Annotated in this window: 19 protein-coding genes; 12 read left to right on the top strand and 7 right to left on the bottom strand. The window is 66.8% G+C overall.

The window, feature by feature from the left end:
- Positions 1-197 precede the first annotated feature (197 nt).
- Entirely contained in the window at positions 198-551 is a 354-nt protein-coding gene (locus AB0M80_RS41560) for a hypothetical protein (RefSeq protein ID WP_364575934.1), read from the top strand.
- A 45-nt stretch (positions 552-596) separates the two neighbouring features.
- Here the strand turns inward: AB0M80_RS41560 and AB0M80_RS41555 are convergent, their stop codons facing one another.
- The 4 genes from AB0M80_RS41555 to AB0M80_RS41540 are packed head-to-tail and all read right to left on the bottom strand — an operon-like array spanning position 597 to position 2,975.
- A complete protein-coding gene (locus AB0M80_RS41555; protein WP_364575932.1) occupies positions 597-1,553 on the bottom strand; it encodes an alpha/beta hydrolase in 957 nt (318 codons plus the stop codon).
- A gap of 44 nt (positions 1,554-1,597) precedes the next feature.
- The gene (locus tag AB0M80_RS41550) at positions 1,598-2,017 is read right to left on the bottom strand and encodes a hypothetical protein (RefSeq protein WP_364575930.1); all 420 of its coding nucleotides are present in this window, start codon (positions 2,015-2,017) and stop codon (positions 1,598-1,600) included.
- 50 nt (positions 2,018-2,067) lie between these two features.
- A complete protein-coding gene (locus AB0M80_RS41545) occupies positions 2,068-2,670 on the bottom strand; it encodes a hypothetical protein (RefSeq protein WP_364575928.1) in 603 nt (200 codons plus the stop codon).
- Entirely contained in the window at positions 2,667-2,975 is a 309-nt protein-coding gene (locus AB0M80_RS41540) for a hypothetical protein (RefSeq protein ID WP_364575926.1), read from the bottom strand. Before AB0M80_RS41540 ends, AB0M80_RS41545 begins: the two co-directional genes overlap by 4 nt.
- A gap of 379 nt (positions 2,976-3,354) precedes the next feature.
- Here AB0M80_RS41540 and AB0M80_RS41535 point away from each other — a divergent pair, with 379 nt between their 5' ends.
- The 7 genes from AB0M80_RS41535 to AB0M80_RS41505 all read left to right on the top strand — a co-directional run bounded on the left by AB0M80_RS41535 (position 3,355) and on the right by AB0M80_RS41505 (position 13,152).
- Entirely contained in the window at positions 3,355-4,437 is a 1,083-nt protein-coding gene (locus AB0M80_RS41535; RefSeq protein ID WP_364575924.1) for a polyprenyl synthetase family protein, read from the top strand.
- A 48-nt stretch (positions 4,438-4,485) separates the two neighbouring features.
- Complete coding sequence (locus AB0M80_RS41530) at positions 4,486-5,556, top strand: hypothetical protein (protein WP_364575922.1); 1,071 nt, start codon at positions 4,486-4,488, stop codon at positions 5,554-5,556.
- Positions 5,557-6,422: 866 nt separating this feature from the next.
- Positions 6,423-7,961 (top strand): hypothetical protein, encoded by a 1,539-nt coding sequence (locus AB0M80_RS41525; RefSeq protein ID WP_364575920.1) that lies wholly within the window; start codon positions 6,423-6,425, stop codon positions 7,959-7,961.
- A gap of 26 nt (positions 7,962-7,987) precedes the next feature.
- Entirely contained in the window at positions 7,988-10,228 is a 2,241-nt protein-coding gene (locus AB0M80_RS41520) for a galactose oxidase-like domain-containing protein (RefSeq protein ID WP_364575918.1), read from the top strand.
- 48 nt (positions 10,229-10,276) lie between these two features.
- Positions 10,277-11,899 (top strand): Dyp-type peroxidase, encoded by a 1,623-nt coding sequence (locus AB0M80_RS41515; protein WP_364575916.1) that lies wholly within the window; start codon positions 10,277-10,279, stop codon positions 11,897-11,899.
- Positions 11,900-12,639: 740 nt separating this feature from the next.
- Positions 12,640-12,858: a hypothetical protein gene (locus tag AB0M80_RS41510; protein WP_364575914.1), complete on the top strand. Its 219-nt coding sequence runs from the start codon at positions 12,640-12,642 to the stop codon at positions 12,856-12,858.
- A 114-nt stretch (positions 12,859-12,972) separates the two neighbouring features.
- The gene (locus AB0M80_RS41505) at positions 12,973-13,152 is read left to right on the top strand and encodes a hypothetical protein (RefSeq protein WP_364575912.1); all 180 of its coding nucleotides are present in this window, start codon (positions 12,973-12,975) and stop codon (positions 13,150-13,152) included.
- A 145-nt stretch (positions 13,153-13,297) separates the two neighbouring features.
- Here the strand turns inward: AB0M80_RS41505 and AB0M80_RS41500 are convergent, their stop codons facing one another.
- Positions 13,298-13,726 carry a hypothetical protein gene (locus tag AB0M80_RS41500; protein WP_364575910.1) on the bottom strand — a complete coding sequence of 143 codons (429 nt, stop codon included), beginning with the start codon at positions 13,724-13,726 and terminating at the stop codon, positions 13,298-13,300.
- Between the two features lie 578 nt (positions 13,727-14,304).
- Here AB0M80_RS41500 and AB0M80_RS41495 point away from each other — a divergent pair.
- Positions 14,305-14,541, top strand: coding sequence for a hypothetical protein (locus AB0M80_RS41495; RefSeq protein WP_364575908.1), 237 nt, complete (start codon positions 14,305-14,307; stop codon positions 14,539-14,541).
- A gap of 254 nt (positions 14,542-14,795) precedes the next feature.
- A complete protein-coding gene (locus AB0M80_RS41490) occupies positions 14,796-15,308 on the top strand; it encodes a hypothetical protein (protein ID WP_364575906.1) in 513 nt (170 codons plus the stop codon).
- 130 nt (positions 15,309-15,438) lie between these two features.
- Here AB0M80_RS41490 and AB0M80_RS41485 read toward each other — a convergent pair whose 3' ends face one another.
- Together AB0M80_RS41485 and AB0M80_RS41480 are read right to left on the bottom strand one after the other, a co-directional pair.
- On the bottom strand, positions 15,439-15,768 hold the full coding sequence (locus AB0M80_RS41485) for a hypothetical protein (RefSeq protein ID WP_364575904.1): 330 nt from the start codon (positions 15,766-15,768) through the stop codon (positions 15,439-15,441).
- Between the two features lie 1,122 nt (positions 15,769-16,890).
- On the bottom strand, positions 16,891-17,370 hold the full coding sequence (locus AB0M80_RS41480; protein ID WP_364575902.1) for a hypothetical protein: 480 nt from the start codon (positions 17,368-17,370) through the stop codon (positions 16,891-16,893).
- 164 nt (positions 17,371-17,534) lie between these two features.
- Here AB0M80_RS41480 and AB0M80_RS41475 point away from each other — a divergent pair, with 164 nt between their 5' ends.
- Positions 17,535-17,807: a HEAT repeat domain-containing protein gene (locus tag AB0M80_RS41475; RefSeq protein WP_364575940.1), complete on the top strand. Its 273-nt coding sequence runs from the start codon at positions 17,535-17,537 to the stop codon at positions 17,805-17,807.
- Positions 17,808-18,191: 384 nt separating this feature from the next.
- Positions 18,192-18,791 carry a GNAT family N-acetyltransferase gene (locus AB0M80_RS41470; protein WP_364575901.1) on the top strand — a complete coding sequence of 200 codons (600 nt, stop codon included), beginning with the start codon at positions 18,192-18,194 and terminating at the stop codon, positions 18,789-18,791.
- The last annotated feature ends 603 nt before the right edge of the window (positions 18,792-19,394 follow it).

The following is a 19,394-nucleotide window of genomic DNA, read 5'->3' as shown; positions in this document are numbered from 1 at the left end:
CACAACGGCTCCGGACACCACTTCTCCACATCGCTCATCGTTGATCAACAATATCGCCTACCCCACAACACCCCCAAACGAGATGCGGTCTTAGGACGTCAGGCGGGCCCGCCTGCACATCGGCCGGACCCGATCCTGCCGCCCAGTGTCAAGTAGCCGCGGAGAGCGGTCGCCGAGCAAGTCGATAGCCTGCTCACGTGGAGTTCGCAGTCGCCGATGACGAGGCCTGGCTTTCCGTGTTCGGTATCGCCCCGCAAGCCGAGGAGGCGTCCGGTGAGAAGTGGGTGCGGGAGGTGCGGATACCCGTCTCCGCGACCGAGGAACTCCACGTCTCCTGGGACATGGTCGAGCGCAGTGTCCGCCTCCGGTGGAAACAGGCGTCAAGGATCATCGTCGACGTCTACCGCGAGCAAACGACCCGTCTCACGGTGGACGACCACAACAACGAGCCTCTCGTCCTGGTGGAGTACCACGCAGGAGGATGTAGCGGCCGGACAGTCGTACGAACCCGGCCGAATCTCACCTTGAAGGACACGTTCCTGCGGACGTGACCACCCGCTCCCGAACGTCCGCACATGCCGATGAGCGAGCGTTCATCAGGGCGAGTCGATGTCGGCATGCTCAGTGATCCACCGGGTCAGGGCGCCGAGGTAGCCGGACACCAACGCGGTCCCGTCCCGTACTTGAACACGGTGGTTCGCATGGGGGAACACCTCGACGGTCAGGGTTGCCTGCGGATGGCGTTCGGCATGGCAGGCGGCTGCGGCGAACAGGCCGATGCTGTCCGCGACCGGAACCAGTTCGTCGGCGCCGCCGAATGTCGCCAGGTGCGGACAACGCAGACGCAGCACGTCCGGAATCGGATCGTGGTCTTGTTTACGTTTGGTGAACTCCCAGAGGTTCTCGTCCGTCTCGGACCAGTATTCGTCGAACAGCTCTTCGACGGCTGCGGGGATCGAGAAAGACTGGACCAATCGCATCGCTTCGGCGAAGTCAGCGCCGCGTCGACCGGCTTCGACGAGACGGTCGTACACGGCCAGTGTCACCTCGGCGTCGTGGAGCGTGACACCGGAGATCGCCTGGAGGGCGGTGGCCAACGCATAGCGGTCCTGAGCTGCGGGTGTCATGCCGGGGCAACCGTTGGTGACCACCCAGGGCACATCCTCGCGAGCCGCGGCGCGCAGGACGACCCAACCGCCTTCGCTGTGCCCGAACAGGCCGGTGGTTTCGGCTTCGACACCACGCTGGGAGCGGAGGAAGTTCAGCGCTGCGACGGCGTCAGCAGCGAAGTCGTCGATCGTTCCCGCGAGCCAGTCGCCGGAGGACGCGCCGACACCGCGCTTGTCGTAGGAGAGCACGGCGAATCCGGCTTCCACGAGGTGACGGCGGATCGGCGGGAAGAAATTGTCGTTGGTCCGGTCCGACGGTCCGGACCCGCCGACCATGACCACCCCAGGAGTCGGGTCAGGGCGACGGGGAATCGCAAGCGTCCCCGCCAACTCCACATTCGTGCTGAGGAAAGCCACACCGCAGACGCGCTCATCGGTCACCATAAACCCAGTATCCGGACCCCGGACAGAACGCGCTCTCGTGCCGCTTAGAGTCCGCCAGCAGACCTTGCAGCATTCGATGAGCTTCTGTCGCGCCTGACTGGTTCACGCAGGAGCCCGACGACGCGGTCGAGCAGGGACCCGAACTCCTCGACGTCGTCCAGTTCGACGTACTCGGCGGTCGGCCCGTCGATGCCCGGGTGGATGACGGAGACGTCCGCCCAGCCACCGGCGTACAGCACGAACTCCGCCTCCCCCGCATCCCCGTGCACTCGCACACCCAACGACATCGGCCGACGTGCCTGGCCACGATCCCGCAGAAGCGGCGCCGGCCAGGAGACGTCGTTGTCCATCCACGTGAGCTCATCAGCTACGAGGCCCAGCTCACGCCAGCCGGCGCGCCGGGCGTCCACCAACACAGCCGCCCGGTCCAGGTCAAGATTGCTGAGGTCGACACGCCGCTCCACGCGGCCACTGTAACGATGCTCAGCGCACCACCGTCGAACTTTCCAGCCACCTACAGCGGTGACCAAGGCCGCGAACGTCCGCACATCAGCGTGTCGCGCGTTCGACACAGATCGGGCCGCCGAGCTGGAAGGGTGGCAACTCGCGAGGATGACCGCTCGCGCGGCACAGCCACCAAGCTGGGATCTGGCACCTCGATGGCTAGTCCGGTGAAGGGCCCCGGGTCGAGGTCGAGCACCAGCCGGTCCGGTGGTAGCCGCCCGCCGGCGGGGTCGATCTTCCACTGCGGGACGTGCAGCTCGAGCGCGGCCATGTTCGCCGCCCACACCAGCGCCGGCAACTCGTTCAGCAGCGCGTAGGTGATCGTGCCGCCGCCGCGGCCGGAGCGGGAGCCGGTGCTGGGCAGCGCGACGGTGGGCAGCCAGTCAGGTGCACCGTTGGGCACGTTTTTCTCGAAGAACTGCTGCTTGCCGTCGCCGACGCCGTCAGGAAACCGGATGAACGTGACCGGGCTGCCAGCGAGATGCGGCAACAGCACCTCTGCGATGCGGGAGTAGTAGTTGATCACCTCGCCCTTGGTGAACCCGTCCGCCGGGTACAAGACCTTGTCCAGATCGGACAGTGTGAGGCGCTGCCTCCCGACCTGCACGGTCACCTTCGGCCCCAGCGGTACCGACGCGGCCGAGTCTGGCTCAGTCGGCCGCTGAGTCGGCCGCAGATCGGGAGTCGGCGCAGTTTCGGCGTCGACGCGTTCACGGGCGCGCGGGGCCAGGACGTCAGCAGGTTTGCGTCCTCACGCAAGCCGCGCCACGCGGTGTGGCGCAGCCGGCCGACGCCGTGGGTGAACTGCCGAAACACCAAATCACCGACAAGCTCGGGCCGCACCCAGTGAGCACGGGCGGTGTCCTCCAGCGGCGGCGTCACCGCGAACGGATGCCGACGCTGCTCGAGAGCTTCCATGCGAGCGAGCAGCTGCGCCCGGGTCGCCTCGCTGAAGCCGGTGCCTTTACTGGACTACGCCGGTCATCCAGACGGCAGGCACAAGTCAACGTCCTGTATCCGATGAGTGGGCTGCGGATTCAGCACCGAGCACAGGCGCGAGGCAGGAGTACCGGAAGGTGCCTGCAACAGCCAAGTAACTGCCGCGGCCGACCCCCGCTGGTGGCCAATCGTCAGCCGTCCCGGTGGCGTGGTGACCGAAACATCACAGTGGGTGTCGAAGATGCTGCTCCACGTGGGTGGGATCGGCACGTCCGGTGGGTGACGGGTCCTCCACGTCGGGCATGGGGATGGCACCGTTGTCGAAGGTGTTGTCCTGCCACAGGGGGTGGAGGCGGTGATGTCCCGGCGAGCGTCGTCCGACGCCGAAACCGCACAGGGTGGTTTCGGGAATGGTGTGGCCGGGTCGGTTGATGCGGTATTGGCAGAGTTCCTGGCCGATCAGGTGCGCAAATCGGCGCGTCCGCAGGTGGGGCTGTTCGCGGGCTGGTTGCGGGAGTGCTTGGTCGGGGGGAAGCGGTTGCGTCCCGTCTTGTGCTGGTGCGGTTGGGTGGCTGCGGGCGCTCATGGTGACCCGGCCGGGGTGGTGCGGGTGGCGGCGTCACTGGAGTTGTTCCACGCTTTCGCGTTGATCCAGGACGATGTCATGGACGGCAGCGACACCCGCCGAGGCCGTCCGGCGATGCACCGTCAAATCGCGCGGCTGCACGCCGGGCATCCGGCAGCGCAGCGGCTGGGGGAACATGTCGCGATTCTGCTGGGGGATTTGGCCTTCGGGTGGTCTTACGAACTGCTGCACACGGCGGGGCTGGATCCGGATCGGGCGGCGGCGGCGTGGTCGTTGCTGAACGCCATGCGCACCGAAACCCTGGCCGGTCAGTACTTGGACCTGGTCGCCACCGGCCGCGGGCACGTTGATCTCGACACCGCGTTGCGCGTGGCCCGCGCCAAAACCGCCGTCTACACCGTCGAGTACCCGCTGCGGGTGGGCGCGGCCCTCGGCGACGCCGACCAGAATTTGCACCGCGCATTCACGGCCTACGGCGTTCCGCTGGGTGAGGCGTTCCAGCTACGTGACGACCTGCTGGGCGTGTTCGGCGATCCCGCCCGTACTGGCAAACCTATCCTGGACGACCTGCGGAGCGGCAAGCCCACCGCGCTGCTCGCCATCGCCCACGACCGCGCCGACTCCGCCCAGTGCACCCGTCTGGGCGACCTGGTCGGCCACCTCGGTCTCGATGAGGACGGCGCGGCCGAGGTCCGGTCTATCTTCACTGCCACCGGCGCTCATACCACAGTGGAGCACATGATCACCCAACGTTGCCGGCAAGCGGCAGTCGCCTTGGATTCCGCGCCGTTGCACACCGAGGCCGCAGCGTTCCTGCGCTCCCTGATCACCCACGCCACCTCCCGCGACCGGTGACCCCACAACCGCCCCGGCGAGCCCCTCGACCTGAACAGGAGCCGGACTGTGAGCCACACCCGCGCCACCGCGCACCAGCCCACCGGCGGATCCCCATCTGACGCGATCGAGGTCTACTGCCCGGTACCGCTGCAGATTCACCCCGCCGGCGCCGAGGAGGTGGACACCTTCGCGGTCGACTGGCTGGTGAACCACGGCCTGTTCACAGACACCACCCCAGTCACACGCATGAACATCGGCCTGTTGATCGCCGCCGCCATGCCCTTCACGACCACAGCGTTCGTCAAGGCCTTCACCACTTACTGCTACTGGGCCTTCGCCTGGGACGACCACCTCGACCACCTGGCTGAGGAGCCGGCCACCCTGATCGCCCACGTCGGCGAAGTCGCCCACGCCCTCCAACAGCCCACGGCAGTGCCGATCGCCGACGACCTGTGGGTGCGCACCGGCCGCGCGGTGCGCGAACTGCTGTTCGACTGCCTGTCCCCAACCGCGCAGGCGGAGTTCCGGCACACCAACCTGTACTGGATCACCGGCGAACTGTGGAAACGCGCGATCCAGATCCGCGAACACCCTCCGAACGTCGGGAACTATCTCCGGATGCGCTGGGCCAAGCTCGGCGGCCCCGTCCTGGCCGCCGCCACCGGCCCAGGCGGCGGCTACCCGCTCAGCTACCAACACCTGCAGGAACCACTCATCCTCGCGTTCACCCAGACCGTTCTCCTGAGCTGCGGGCTTTTGAACGACATGGGGAGCTCCCTGAAAGAGACCACCACTCAGTCCCACGTCAACCTGATGGCCGCGCTGGACCACGACCACACCCTCGGCGGCCCCGCCGCCCTCGCCCAGACCTACCAGCTCTACGAACGCGCACTCTGCTTGATGCCACACCTGCAGCAACGCCTGCTGGCCGACCCCCGCCCGGAAGTCGCCCGCTACGCGAGCGAGCTACCGCAGTGGATCCCCGCCACCGTCCACTTCACCGCCACCAGCGCCCGCTACCACCAGCACACCGCGCCGGCACTCACCATCCGCACCACCCCCACCCTCTGGGACCCCACCGACCTGACCCCACCCCCCTACCCCCAAATCAGCTGGTGGTGGAACCAACTAACCTGACGCCCGCCGTCGGCACAACCCAGGCACCCTGCCGTATCGCCTCCCGCTCCAGAACGTGCGGCACCCGGACCGTGGACGTCCACCGGGGCGGCGGCGACAACTTTCCGGACGCAGCCACCGAGAACCTGGCGACCGCGATCACGACGCGACTGGACCGGGCCGGACTGCTGGGCATGGAGATCCGCACGGAGTTCCTCCGCTACGGCGGCCACGACAAGGACTCGCCGCTGGACCAGGTCACCGCGAACTTCACGACGTGGGGACGAGACGGCCCGGCCGGCGAACGGGGAAGCTGCGACTGGCCTTCGGGTAGGCCGCTCGTCACCGGAGGATCTTTCACGTCTCACTGGGCAATCCTGCGGCCGTCGAGCCGTGCCGTGGGCGTCGAGGCATCAGCCCACGACACCAAGTGCCTCTGCAGCACTGGGATATCGATGGTGTCCGCACAGTCGAACCGTCCGGCGCCTCAGCGACCTGCCCGGCATAGTTGCAGTCCACAGTAGACAGACAGCCCTCTAGCGTCGGGCCGTTGTGGTGACCGTCCGTGCACGTGTCGATGGCGGGACGACGAGCGGTGCTCTGCGTCGGTTTCGACGGTGGAGAACTTCGGCTCCGTTGTGACGCCGCGAGCAAATTGAATCTCCTTCGCGTGACTGCCGGATCAGAGGGATGAACCCTGTTTCGGCCACTGCCGCGGCGGCAGTCGCTCTGGTAAAAATGGAAATGCGAAAGGTCGAACGACCCGCGTCCAATGGCGCAGCGCATATAGGCCGACCCTCGCCATCCCGCTGCATCACCCCCGAGCGGGACAGGTGGCCTATCGCCCAGCCGAGAACAGGACTCTTGTGACCGCAGCGACAAAATCCGTGAAAGAACTACTCGAGCACCCCAACCGAAGCGGTATCACCCCCGGCGCGGACCAGCAGGTCGACGCCCTGCTGGCCGACATCCAAGGCAACATCCTCAAAAGCCACGGACGGGACCACAGCACGCACCTGTTCCTCGCCTTCGATGACGTCCATGCGGCCAAGAAGTGGCTGGGCGCGATGGCAACGCGGGTGACCTCGGCGAAGAAGCAGTGGGATGACTCCCGGGCACGGGCCGAAGCAATGGCCGCCGCCGCCGAAGATCCGGTGGCCTGGCACGCTGCGCTGACGGAAAAGGCTGCGCGGCAGGCCGGCACGGTCTTCGTCAACCTGCTGCTGTCGGCGTCCGGCTACACCAAGCTGGGTTTGACGCCTCCGCCCGATGAGGCTTTCCTCGATGGCGCCAAGAAGCGCGCCTCCTCCCTTCACGACTCGCCGAGTTCGACGTGGGAGGCAGGATTCCAGCAGGACGTGCACGCCGTCGTAATGCTCGCCGAGGATGATCGCTGCAAGGTGCAGGAAGCGGCGAGCAAACTGGACGCCGACCTGGCGGCGAACCCTCGGATCGGCAAGGTCTTGTTCACCCAGAAGGGTGCCGTGATCCGCACAGACGAGGGCGGGAAACCCACGCGCGACGGCCCCCCTCGGGAACACTTCGGCTTCCTCGATGGGATCGCTGATCCGCTCTTCTTCGCGAAGGACATCTCGAAGACGCGACCCGCTACCGGCGAACCGCTGAACGACTCGAGCGCTCCACTCAACCTGGTGCTGGCGCAGGAGCCGGGCCGGGACTCGTGCGGGTCCTACATCGTCTACCGGAAACTGAAGCAGCACGTCGATCGGTTCACTGAGGACCGCGATCTTCTGGCTCGAAATCTGAGTAAAAACGATCGGAACACTCCACAGAAGAGCAGCCAGTACTACAAAGACCTCGCCGGCGCATACATCATGGGCCGGTTCCGCAACGGCTCCCCGGTAGTCACCTCCAGCGAACCGGGCCGCCTGACCGACGAGTTCAACTATGCGGAAGACGTGCCTGACCGTAGCAAGCAGGGGACCTCCCGGTGTCCGCTTCAGTCGCACATCCGCAAGACGAACCCGCGCGGCGACGACGACGTAATCAACGGAAAATCCCTGGAAATGGAACGCGAACACCGCATCGTCCGCCGGGGCGTATCCTACGACGACACAAAGCCGGAGGATTGCGAACGACAAGTCGGCTTGCTCTTTCTCTGCGCGCAGGCCTCCATCGAAGCTCAGTTCGAGTTCATGCAGGCGTCATGGGCGAACATGGACAGTTTCGTAAAGAGCGGCGTAGGCCTGGACCCGGTCATCGGGCAAGCTGCCGGTGACCACACAACGCATGCCGCCCAGTACTGGCCCAAAATACACGGACAGGAGGGCCTGTTTCAATTCCGGGTCGGTGGGAACAGCGCGAGCGACGGGCTCTGCCGGAACTGGGTCACCCTCCAAGGCGCTGAATACTTCTTCGCTCCCAGCCTGTCGTTTCTGCGCTCCTGCTCACCGCAAGGCATCTGACCACACCCGAACCTCTTGGAGGACCCGTGTCCACCGAACCTGTGCCCTCGGACGCCAGCACGTCCTCCGGGGAACGACCCGGCACCACGTTCGCTCGCCGCACCGCACTGACCGGTGTCGTGGCGACCGGCTGCGTCGGCCTCCTCTCCCAGCGGGCCGTCGCCGCCCCGGCACCCCCAGCCGGGCCAGCGCCGACGGCCACGCTGCGGGTGCAGCCCGCACGACTGTCGATGACCATCGACGCCACCACGGACACCCCGCAGCGCGGTGTCCCGGTGCCACTGACCATCAGCACCACCTCCGCGCGCAGCACCGATGTCATCGTCAGCAGCCGGACTGCCAACACCCACATCGGCCCCAGCCGCGATGAAAGCGGCCGAGCCACCAGTATCACGGTACGGATCGAGCCGAACGCGGAAGCCACCGTCTGGGTGACGCCCCGCGACGCCGGTAAGCCCGGCGAACCCGGCGACCTGCTCACCGTCAGCGACGGCCACAGCAGCGTGGAAGTAGAAGTGTGGATCGAGCCGACCGGCGGTCGCTGGGAGCCACTGGCCAGACCTGGCAACAGCGCCAAGAGCGACCTCCAGATCGTTGCCGTCCACGCCGCGCTCATGCGCGGCCCGAACGGGCCCGAAGTGGTCATGTACTCCCCACCTCGCGAACGCGACACCAGCGGAAAGCTGGAGGTCCGCAAAGACGTGAACCCCGAGGTACGGGAGAAGTGGATCTGGGACGTCAAGGACTTCCAACACACCGAGACCAGGACCCTGAACCTGAACACCGTGACCACGGCGGACGTCAACTCCGGCCTGGGGCACAACATCTTCTGCGGTGCGGCCGCCCACCTTCCCGACGGCCGACTCCTCGCGGCCGGCGGACACATTCACGCCGACGACAAGAGCACCGCCAGCGGCAAATCGCTGTACCTCTACGACCCGCACAGCCCCGAGAAATGGAAGGAGATCCCGAACAGCGGTAAAGTCCTTATAAACCCTCGATGGTACCCCACCGTCACGCCACTGCCCGATGGGTTGATGCTCATCGCCGGCGGCTACTGGGACGGCCTCTGGAACAAGAAGTACTTCGGGAGGTTCCTCAACAGCTACATCATCTACGACCCCAAAACGGTAACGGGAAAAACCACAACTGGATTGGTCAACAGTAAAAAGCTGACCAGTAAGTCTCCGCTTGCGGCTTATCCCGGGATCTTCGTCGTCCCGGGCAAGAACCCCAACGACACCGTGATCGCTGTCGTCGAAACCAACCGGGCTTGGCTGCACACCTACCTGCCAGGCGAGAAGCTCACACCAGTCGGCGACGGCAGCCCCAGAATGATGACAACCAAGGGAACGCGCAGCTATCCATGGTACGGCTCGATGGTGCTGCTCCCCCTGCACCCCGGCGACCCGGTCTCCAAGATCCTCGCGGTCGGCGGAGCGAAAGAGACGAAAACCGACCACACGGACCGCGACAAGAACGGTACTGACCCGACCACCGCGACCGCGGACCTGCTGCGGCTGGATCCCACCAAGCCGCCCTCGTCGCCGGAAGCAGCGAAATGGACGCAGCTGAACGCGTTGCGCGCCCGGTTCCTGTGCGACGCGACGCTGATGGCCGACGGGACCGTCCTGATCAGCGGCGGCGCCAGCCAAGGCTGGAGCGACCACAACCACACCCCGGTCAACGAGGCCGTCATCTTCGACCCGACGACCGAGAAATTCCACGTCGCGGCCACCGCCGCCACGCCACGTCGCTACCACTCGGTGGCCCTCCTGCTGCCCGACGGCAGCGTCCTGAAAGCCGGCAGCACCGGCGGCTTCGGCGGCCCGAATGCCGACGCGGGCAAGAAAAACCTGTGGTTCCTGACCCGCACCGACGCCGAACGCTACCTGCCGTCCTACCTGTGGCGCGGCCCTCGCCCGGTGATCGAAACCGTGAACGCCACCGCCACGGCGTCGGTGGGCCCGACGCTGCAGCACGGCAAGCCGTTCACCGTCAACGCCAAAGGCCGAAGCCTCAACGACCGGTGCAAGCTCGCCCTGATCCGGCTCGGCGCCACCACCCACGGCAACAACATGGAGCAGCGCTACGTCTGGCTGGCGGTCTCCGAGCGCGTCCCGGCCGGCGACCGCTGGTCCATCACGGCCACCCCGCCCGCCAGCAAGGCCGCCGCGCCTCCCGGTGACTACATGCTCGTCGTCGTCGACAGCGTCGGCGTCCCGTCCGCAGCTCAGCTGGTGCGCGTGGCGAACACCGGCCCGTGACGAATTCCCGACCCATTCAGCAGGCGGCCAGCACGGAATGAGGAGATCATGGTCCAATTGCTCGGTTCCTCCCAGACGATGCAGGACATCGAACCGCCGGTGTCGGCATCAACGGAGGACTTCGACCCACTGCAGGACGCCCACACCGAGCCGGCGGAGGGCACCCGGACACTGCGCTACAACCGGGACGTGCAGGGCAACGTCCTGGCCGCGTTCAACAAAGACCACGAGACCTTCCGCATGCTCCACTTCGCCGGCACCGAACAAGCCCGGACCTGGTTGCTGAGCATGCTCGGGCACATCTCCACCACGCCGGAGGTGGAGCAGTTCAACGAGCAGTACTCCCTGCGCCGCCGCATCGGCGGCGTCGACCCCCAGGACCTCAAAGCGACCTGGGTGAGCGTCTCCCTCACCTACCAAGGACTCCAAGTCCTCGTCGGCAACGACCAGAACGGCAACCGGCTGAAGAAACTGGCCGATGACATCAACAAGGTCGAAAACAACTTTCCCGATGCCGCGACCCGCGCCGAGCACCTCGGCGACATCGGGCGATCCAGCCCGGCCCTGTGGGAATTCGGGAACACCCAACACGATCCGGCTGAGGCGGTGCACGCCGTGGTCATCGTGGCGGCGGACGACGAAGAGGACCTCAAGGATCGGGAAGCGTGCCTAACCCTGATCGACAAACGGACCGGGACCACCGAAGTGCACCACCTCGCGGGCAAGACCCTCCCCGGCGACCTCAGCGGCCACGAGCACTTCGGCTTCAAGGACGGGGTGTCCCAGCCCGGAGTGACCGATTTCCACAAGCACGGTCTCAACGGCCAGCGCCTGGGACACCCCGGAACACAAATGATTCAGCCCGGCGAGTTCGTCCTGGGCCACCGCCGCGAACCCAAGGCCGGCACCTCACCCAAGATCCCGTCGTGGATGCGCGACGGCTCGTTCCAGGTGGTTCGCAAACTCGAGCAGGACGTACCGGGATTCCGCAAGCTGATCGACGACCTGGTGAAACAAGACCCCAAGCTCGACCACGAACTGGCCGGGGCCATGGTGGTCGGCCGGTTCCCCGACGGACGCCCGCTTGCTCGGCCGACGCACGAACGGCGGGGTCTCGGACCGGACCTCAACGACTTCGACTACCACGGTGACCCGGACGGCAAACGCACCCCCTGCAGCTCCCACGTGCGCAAGACGAATCCGCGCGCCTGGATTCCGAGTTCGGAGACCAAGGCCGACCTCAAGAAAGACGGGGACAAGGACCACGAGCAACTGAAGCACCACCGCATCATGCGCCGGGGCATCCCCTACGGCGAGGTGTACGAGAAAGGGAAACCGGACACCAGCAAACGCGGGCTCGTGTTCGTCGCGTACTGCGCCTCACTGACCGATCAGTTCGAGTTCCAGCAAGCCAAGTGGTCCAACAACAAAAAGTTCAACCCGGGAGCACACAACGCAGCCACCGGTATCGACCCCGTCATCGGCGTCGACCCGGAAACCGTTCTCACCGAAGACATCACAAGCAGCGGGCAGGGGACATCGGCATTCGAATGTCCCTCGGGACGAAAGACACTTTCCTTCGACCGCGTGGTTCACACCCGAGGAGCCGTGTACGCCTTCACCCCGTCCATGACCACGCTGCGCAAACTCGCTGAAGGAGCCACTCTGTAACGGAGGAGCAACCACTCAGCCGAGCTTCGCCGTTCTTGAACGCAGTACGATCAAGACGGTCGCGAAGGTGGACATCGTCTGGCCGAGGCGGAAACCGCGGCGATGACCTTGCGGGTTCGGCCGACGGCGGATCCGTCGGCCGAACCCGTCGGTGGTCATGCTGCTTCAGGGCTTCGGGTCGACGAGGATGGGCAGGCCTAGGTTGACCGGCCCAGCGGGCCGGCGTTCGCGAGCGCGGTCAAGGCTGACCAGCTTGCGGGCGGCTTCGTTCAGGCTGGTCTGCATGCCGGCGACTTCGCCGAGCCAGCCGTTGGTCTTCGCCTCGTTGACGCGGTCGCGGAGGTTGGCGATGATCTCCAGCAGCCGGGGTCATGCCTGCGGGTCGAGGCGCAGGCTCGGGCAGCGGATGTCCCGTTGACCGAACTAACTTGGCGATCTCCTGGGCTTCCTCGATGCGGACCGACAGTGACGACTGGGCCTGGTCTCGGCAGGATCTGACCTGGTGAGTCACCGCGAGTTACGGGGCGTTTCTGCTCTGATCCCGTGCCGTCAGAGAAGACGGCTCGTGGAGGTTGGGATGGCAGAACGCGGCACGGTGGTCCGGGATGTGGCGGCCCTGGAGGTCGCCAGAATCGGGAGGGTCGAAGAGACCGGGGGTGGTGGAGTCGCGTATTTAACTGTCGCGACTTCTTCGCGGTTGTATCGGTGCGTGATCACCTGAGGCGTATCGGCTTCAGATAGTGCCTGACTCCGTCGCGCTCAACACGGTGTTCGAGCGCTACGCCGGGCAGTCGGCCACCGAAGTCAAGGCCGCGGTGCGAACGGCTTGCGACGACCAGTGCTCGCCGTTGGACGACGAAACCCTGACCGCGTTCGCGGAACTAATCGCCGCCGGCGAGTACGTCGACATCACGACCTCCAACGGCCACAGCACCGCTCCGATCGATCCGCCATGGTGAGTAGAAGAACTCCTCTTGCGGACGCGTCTGCAAGAGGTCAACCAGCAACAATCCTGACCGATTGATCCGCTGACCCCAGATACGGCGTGGTCGACGGAGTACTACGGCCTGGCCGTGGAGTCGGTGCGCGCGGCCGGGCGGCGCATCGGTGACGAGGCCCCGGCCCACATTTACCCGGCGCACAGCGAGAACATCCACTTCTTCGGCGCCATCGAGGTCGACATCGAAGGTGAACTCGCCCAGCTCGGCCCGACCGGGTACCGGCCGCTGCGAGTCCGCGACATCTTGTTTTGACCGATGAAGGCCAGGGGTGGTGCTCACCCTGTTCGGGCGTGAGCCCGGCGCAGCACGCACTTGGCGTTGACCTGGCGGGAGGCCGCCAGGGCCCGCGGCGCCCGGTTGCAGCCGGCCCGAGCGTGATCGCGTACCCGCAGCGGCATCATGCCACCGGCTGCAGACGGAGAGAACCCCGTGTCCCGGCCGGGGTGCCGCGGTGCAGCAGCAGGTCGGCCAGGCAGTGGCAGACCAGCCTGTTCCCGGCGGCGGGCCACCGGCTGACGGCCGGCAGGTCGGCCACCGCCGCCGGGAGGGCGGCGCAGTAGTCCGGCAGGCGGGCCCGCAGGACATCGCACACCGCGTGACCGACCTCGACCTGCGCTACCCGGGTGGGGAGCAGATCCTGCCTGAAGAACCCCGACTTGCCCGCGGTGAACTCCGGGCCGCGCAGCAGCTGCCGCGCCGGCTCCGGGTGGCTGACGCACCAGCCGCCCTGCGGCAGCCGGATCACCTCCGCCACGCTGCGCCGGTGGAGGTTTTCCGGGTAGTCCAGCGGATCGCGCCGCAACCGGCGCCTGTCCCCGATCCTCATCCTCGATTCCCCTCCTCAGTTGCTTCGTTTCCCCCTTTTTCCGGGGGCGGACATCATCCGGTTGTCACAGGCTGGGTTTCCGCCGCGATGAGGCACCCAACCCGCAGCCGCTGGTCACCACCTGGACGAGGGACCCATGACCATCTGGCCCGCGCGGCCGGAGCGCAGCGTCCTGGATCACGTGCGTCGCACCGTGGCCGCGGCGCGCAGCCGCGGGTTGGCAGGCCTCCTTCCCGTGCCGCCACCTCCACAGCCGCGGCAGGTCGTGCAGCCGCCGCCCGCCCGCTAGCTAGCCGCCCAGGCAGGGTCAGGCGCCATCCCCAGAATCGCCGGTCCAGCTGCCCTGCGCACGAACTCCGGCATCGAGACTGGTGAGCTCGCCTGTTCGCCCCGCCGGACGGCGAGGCCGGGCCACCGTCTCCCGCCCCCGTGCGCGTACCCGGTCGGGCGGACTTGATCGGCCAGAGGCATGAGTGCCGCCGTCGCAGTGAACCCGGGTGCGGAGTCCCTCGCCCGGGGACCGCGGACTGCGGACGACCCCGGGTGTGGCATCCCTGACAGGTTCACAGAAAGGCACCATGATGCGACGCAATATCACGGCCTTCGCCGCGGCGGCCGTCACCCTTGCCACCCTGCTCGGCACTGCCGCGACCGCTACCGCCGACACCACCCTTGCCGCCAGGATCGGATGGGTCACCTTCAAGGAGTGCGTCGACGGTGGCGGCACACCGCTGGGAGGGGCTGGCCCGTTCCAATGGCCCTGGTGCAAGGGCGGAAGGTACAACATGGAATGGCTCAATCCCTTACCGTCGTGACCGGCGACGTGCACGCCCGTCCCGTGCTGCGGCCCCGGCCGGTGATCGGCGGCGCGCCGTGCCACACCCAGTTAGAGCAGCAGTCCTACAGCCATGAACGGGCCTGGGGTCCTGGCGACCGGATCAGGCTCCGGGAGCAGGCGGGCCGGTGTGGGTGACCGCGTCCCCCTTCGAGTGGTGCCGCCCCGATAGCGCGTACCGGTCACCGCAGCGGCTACCCGGTGAACAAGGGGGCAACCGAAAGGAGATCGACGATGCGATCCACCATGACCGGCGCCGCGGCGGCCGGACTCACCACACTGTTGCTGCTCGGCGGGACCGGTGGCGCCTCCGCGCAACCGGCAACACCGTCGTCGCCGACATCCACCCACGCCAGGCAACTCGACCCGGTCGGCCCGTCGGCGCTGTCGTGCGATCCGGACGAGGACCAATGCTCGCTCGCCCTGGACTTCGCCGGTCGGCGCTTCCGCGCCGGATGGGACGCACAGGTCCGCGAGCAGGACGTCCGGCTCGACGACTCGACCCAAGCCCCCCCGGGCGTGATCACGTGCAACGTCATGGACAAGAACAGCTCCTGCGCCGCAGACTTCGATAAGAATGCCGTGGCCGTCTGGGGCGTCTACGTCGAACTCGACGGCCGGCTCGACACCCCGGACCCGAGGGCAGTCGCCGATCTGAGGTGCGACCCGGCCGCCTCCACCTGCACGGCACGGCTCGACGGTCACTGGATCGCCACATGGGGCGTGGAAGTGCGCACAACGCGGTAAGCAAACCGAGTTCTCGCGCGGGCCCACTCAGTCAAGGCCGTAGTTGCAGGTTCGTAGGAGTCATTGTCCTCCCAACCTGACCTGCGGGGTAACGCTTAACGCCGACTGCTGAATCGCTGCTCAACCCCGGTCAAGATGAATCGCGCGCGCCATCGCCACAGTTACGTCTTGCCCGGCGAGGAGGTCCTGGCCCGGCTCGCCGGGGTTCAGCCGAGGGTGGCCAGGGCGATGGTTTCCGGGGTTTGTCGGTGCGCAGGCCCAGGTAGCTGGGTTGGCGCAGGGTGCGGCCGGCGACGAGTTCGCGGTAGGCGATGGAGGCGATGAGGACCGGTTCAGCCCAGTGGACCTGGCAGGTGGTGCCGGTGCGGGGTGGAGCGGCGAAAGGGGTGGTGCTGCGTTCCAGCGGCAGGAGGCGTTCGAGCAGGTGCCGGCGGTCGGTGTCGGCGAATCCGGCCGACACTGCCCAGATACACCAGCAGCCCGTTCCGGTCGCGGGCGCCGACGATCAGGGACCCGATCGTGCCGGCCAGTCCGCCGTGCCCGGTTTTCCAGCCGCCGATGAGCAATTCCGCGCGGGGCCGCAGGACGGTTCTGATCCAGTCCCGTGACCGGCCCGGGGTGAGCGCCGGGACACAGGGCGCGGGAACCGTCGTCCTCGGCGCCCCAGCCACCCACGGCAGGTCGTCAGGCAGCCGGGTCTGCGGCGGCGTCGCCTTTCGAGCGTGCCGGGATCATCCGGATGCCGTGGCCGGCCATCCAACTCGAACCGGCTGGCGTCGGGGTCTGCCTGCGCGGTCCCGCAACGCGCGGTCCCGGAACGCTCCATGAGCCCCGCCAGTCGAGGGACAGGCAACGCAGGCGAAGATCCCGCGTTCGGCGATCTTCTCGGCGACGTCGTCCCGCAGGTCGTGATCGCCTGCCGACCTGCCCGCCTGTCCGCCCGCAGGTGCAGTGCTCAATCGTGGCGCCGTCCGCCTCGGTAGCCGCGGCAATCACGATCGGCTGTCCCACAATCAACAGCAAGTTCGAGCTCCGGTGGCGCAGCGGTGCCTGTTGACTCCGTCTCTTTCACAATCATCACGCGCTGTCATGGGAGGGAGCAATATCTGACTCCTCCGGTCCTCCTTCGACCTCTATAGCAGGGACGGTTTCCAACCTTCTTCCGGAAGCAAGCCTTCGAAGTCGACAGCTTGCGGCTGAACCTGGACCTGTTGGACCTCTACCGGGATCGGTTGTGGTTCCGGCGAATGTGCGCGGTAGTCGCCACACCCGCCGGACGACGCCTCCGCGTAGCGCGCGACCGGCTCGAACGCCGGATCGACCCGCCCCGAAGTCCTGCTCGCAGCCCTCGAACGCCGGGTGACTCAGCTGTGGCCCGCCGTCGCCACCGCCCTGGGCGGGAAAATCAGCGATAGTGATGTCGCCGGACCGCTGGACCTCGGCGACACCGTCCCGCTCGCACCGGCAGGGGGGAAATCGCGACCTGAGACGAAGTCCCTGCGTGAGGTCGCACTCTGGATGTGCACCGGCTGAACAACGTCAGACAGGCTCCCGCATTCCATCGCAAGCTAGCTACCCGGAATCACCCCGGGACGGCAACCGCGAACTTCGTGCAATCCGGACCCACATCCAGGTGGTCGGGGTCGACCAAAAGCGGGAGCGAGTTCACCACCCTGCAACTAGCAAAGTTGATCTCCTGACCTGGCTTTGCTTTGAGCCGCACGGGGCCGGGGTTGTCCACCCACCTGGCCGACGGTTGGTCTCGATCTGTGGGCGGAGAGGGGACGGCGGCGATCGTGCACACCGCTCCGGTGGGTGTCTCGTCGGGTTCCAGGGCGTCCAGGGAGACTTCGACGGTGTCCAGAGACGTGCCCGGCTCGGCACAGATCGCGACACGAAGATTCGCGAACCGTTCGGGTTCGTTGGTCCGGTACAGCACCCACCCATGGGGCTTGGTGGTGTCCTCCTGCGCTGCTTGGGCGAGACCGCCGGCGGGCGACACGGCTGCCGCCACCAAGGCCAGGCATCCCGCAGTCAGGGCACCGCGACGAACATTCGGCATGACTCCTCCTCATTCCTCGGCGGACGGCACTTCCGGCCATCCCTGCACCCACGGAGTGCCCGCTCTTGCCGCAGGGGCGACGTCATGACGCCTCAACCACTCGAAAGCGTCACTCGATCGTCTGGATCATCGGCCAACAAGCCGACCCAGCCCACATATAGACGCTGAACAACGCGCTCAAGGACGAGGACAAGCTGGTCCGATCCCGCGCCGCCGCGGCACTCGGGCGAATCACCCACGAGAAGCCGCTCCCGCTGCTGACCGAGGCCCTACGCGACCCCAGACCACGCGTCCGGGCCAACGCCGCGACCGCTCCGGGCCGAACCTCCGCCGACGGCCTGCGTTCTCCTCGCCGACGCACTGGTCGGCCCGCACCCTGCCATCCGATCCGCCGCCGCGGCCACTACGAGCGACCGCCCGCTGACCGTCCTCCGTAGACGATTAGCTCAGCTCGCCGGTTTGCTGGCATCAGCGTGGTGTACTCGGCCACTCGGGCAAGCAGCCCGATCTCGCCCTCGCCCTCGTGAGGAAATGCCACAGATTTGAGACTGATCATGGCTGACAAGGCTGTGAGACAGCAAAGAACGTCCAGGCCACCCAAGATCGACATGTCACGCGCTGTAAGACCCTACAGTCGGTGGCCCGCGCTCCGGCGCCCGCGGCGAGTACGGCGATCTTCTGCCGATCCGGCCCGCCGCAGACGTCCCCGTCCAGTGCCTGCGCGGGGAGTACCTCACCCACTACGGCATGACCCGCACCTACAGCCATCGCTACCGGCTACACGGCACCGTGTGCTTGTGGACCTGGTTGGAGCGTGACCGTTGACCGCCGGGCTGGTGGGCTGCAGTCCGGGGTCGGACAGTGGTCTGTCGGCGCGACCGGCGGTGCATCACGGGCACTGTTTCAACGGACATGATCTCGATATCGCGGGGCGGACCATGAGCTATGACCACTCGGTCTATGTGCCGACATCGAGTTGCAACCTGTGCCAGGCGCTTGGTTTGCCGAGATCAACCTGGTTCGAGATTGATCTGCGGTTCGTGCACGAGACGCCGCCGACGGACGCCGAGCTCGTGCTGATCGCGAGGCCGCCGACGGCGAGGGCCGGTGTGGGACAAGTCGACTTGCAACTGCGCAGTCAGCGGATTGGCGGCCTCGACCTGTGGTTGTGCGGGATTGACCGGAGGGGGGTGATCGGTCCGGTTGGGGTCGATGCCTCCTACCGGCGGCGCGGGTTCGGCACCGTACTCGTCGCGGCGGCGCTGGCACGAGGGGCGGGCTATCGGTGGTCGACGACGGCAATCAGCGAGTCAGCGTCTGCACGGGCATTTTGCGCGGCTCAGTACTGGCCGGACGGTGTGCACCTGAGCAGGCCGCATTACTGCTCTCACATGAAGTTTGCGAACGGCGATGAAGTCTAGGAACGAGTGGCCCCATCCGGGGGCGACATCTCTCCGGTCAGGGTCGTTTGAGGCTTCAGGAAGCTGTCCTGGATTTTGGTCACGCCTGCAGCCGCTTTCGGCAGCCCAACGGAGCCGCCGGTGCGGGCTCGCCGGTGGGCTGGCCGAGCGGCTCTCGATGACGAAGGTGCGTGCCAGACGCCGTCGCGTTGGGCCATGCGTTCACGGATCCCGACGGTGCGATATCCGGCGGCGTGGTGAGGGCGACGCTGGCCCGGTTATCGGTGCAGGTCGAGGTCAGCAGGGGCTACAGCCTGGCGATGTGAGCGGCGGTGACTTGCTTGTGCAGCAGCGTTCTTCCGACTCCTCAGCATTGGTCGGAGGGAAGAAGCGCTTCGCGACCAGCCTGGCACGAGCCAGAACTCCAGTGAAGCTTGCCGCGGCGGCACCCCCCACGCCACTACCAGCGCCGAACCCGTGAGGCCTGTGAGATAGCAGACGACGCGGCCGATCTGGGCGAACCAGGTCAGCGGCTACACCGTCGGCTGGCCACTAGCGTTGTTGCCGGCCTGCCTGTACATGTGACCGGTTTCCCCATGCGCTCCGGGCTCGTCCTCGGCCCGG

It is taken from the genome of Amycolatopsis sp. NPDC051045 (assembly GCF_040682955.1).
Lineage (GTDB): Bacteria > Actinomycetota > Actinomycetes > Mycobacteriales > Pseudonocardiaceae > Amycolatopsis.
Note: the sequence above shows the minus strand (reverse complement) of the source record. Positions and strands in the feature narration are given on the sequence as shown.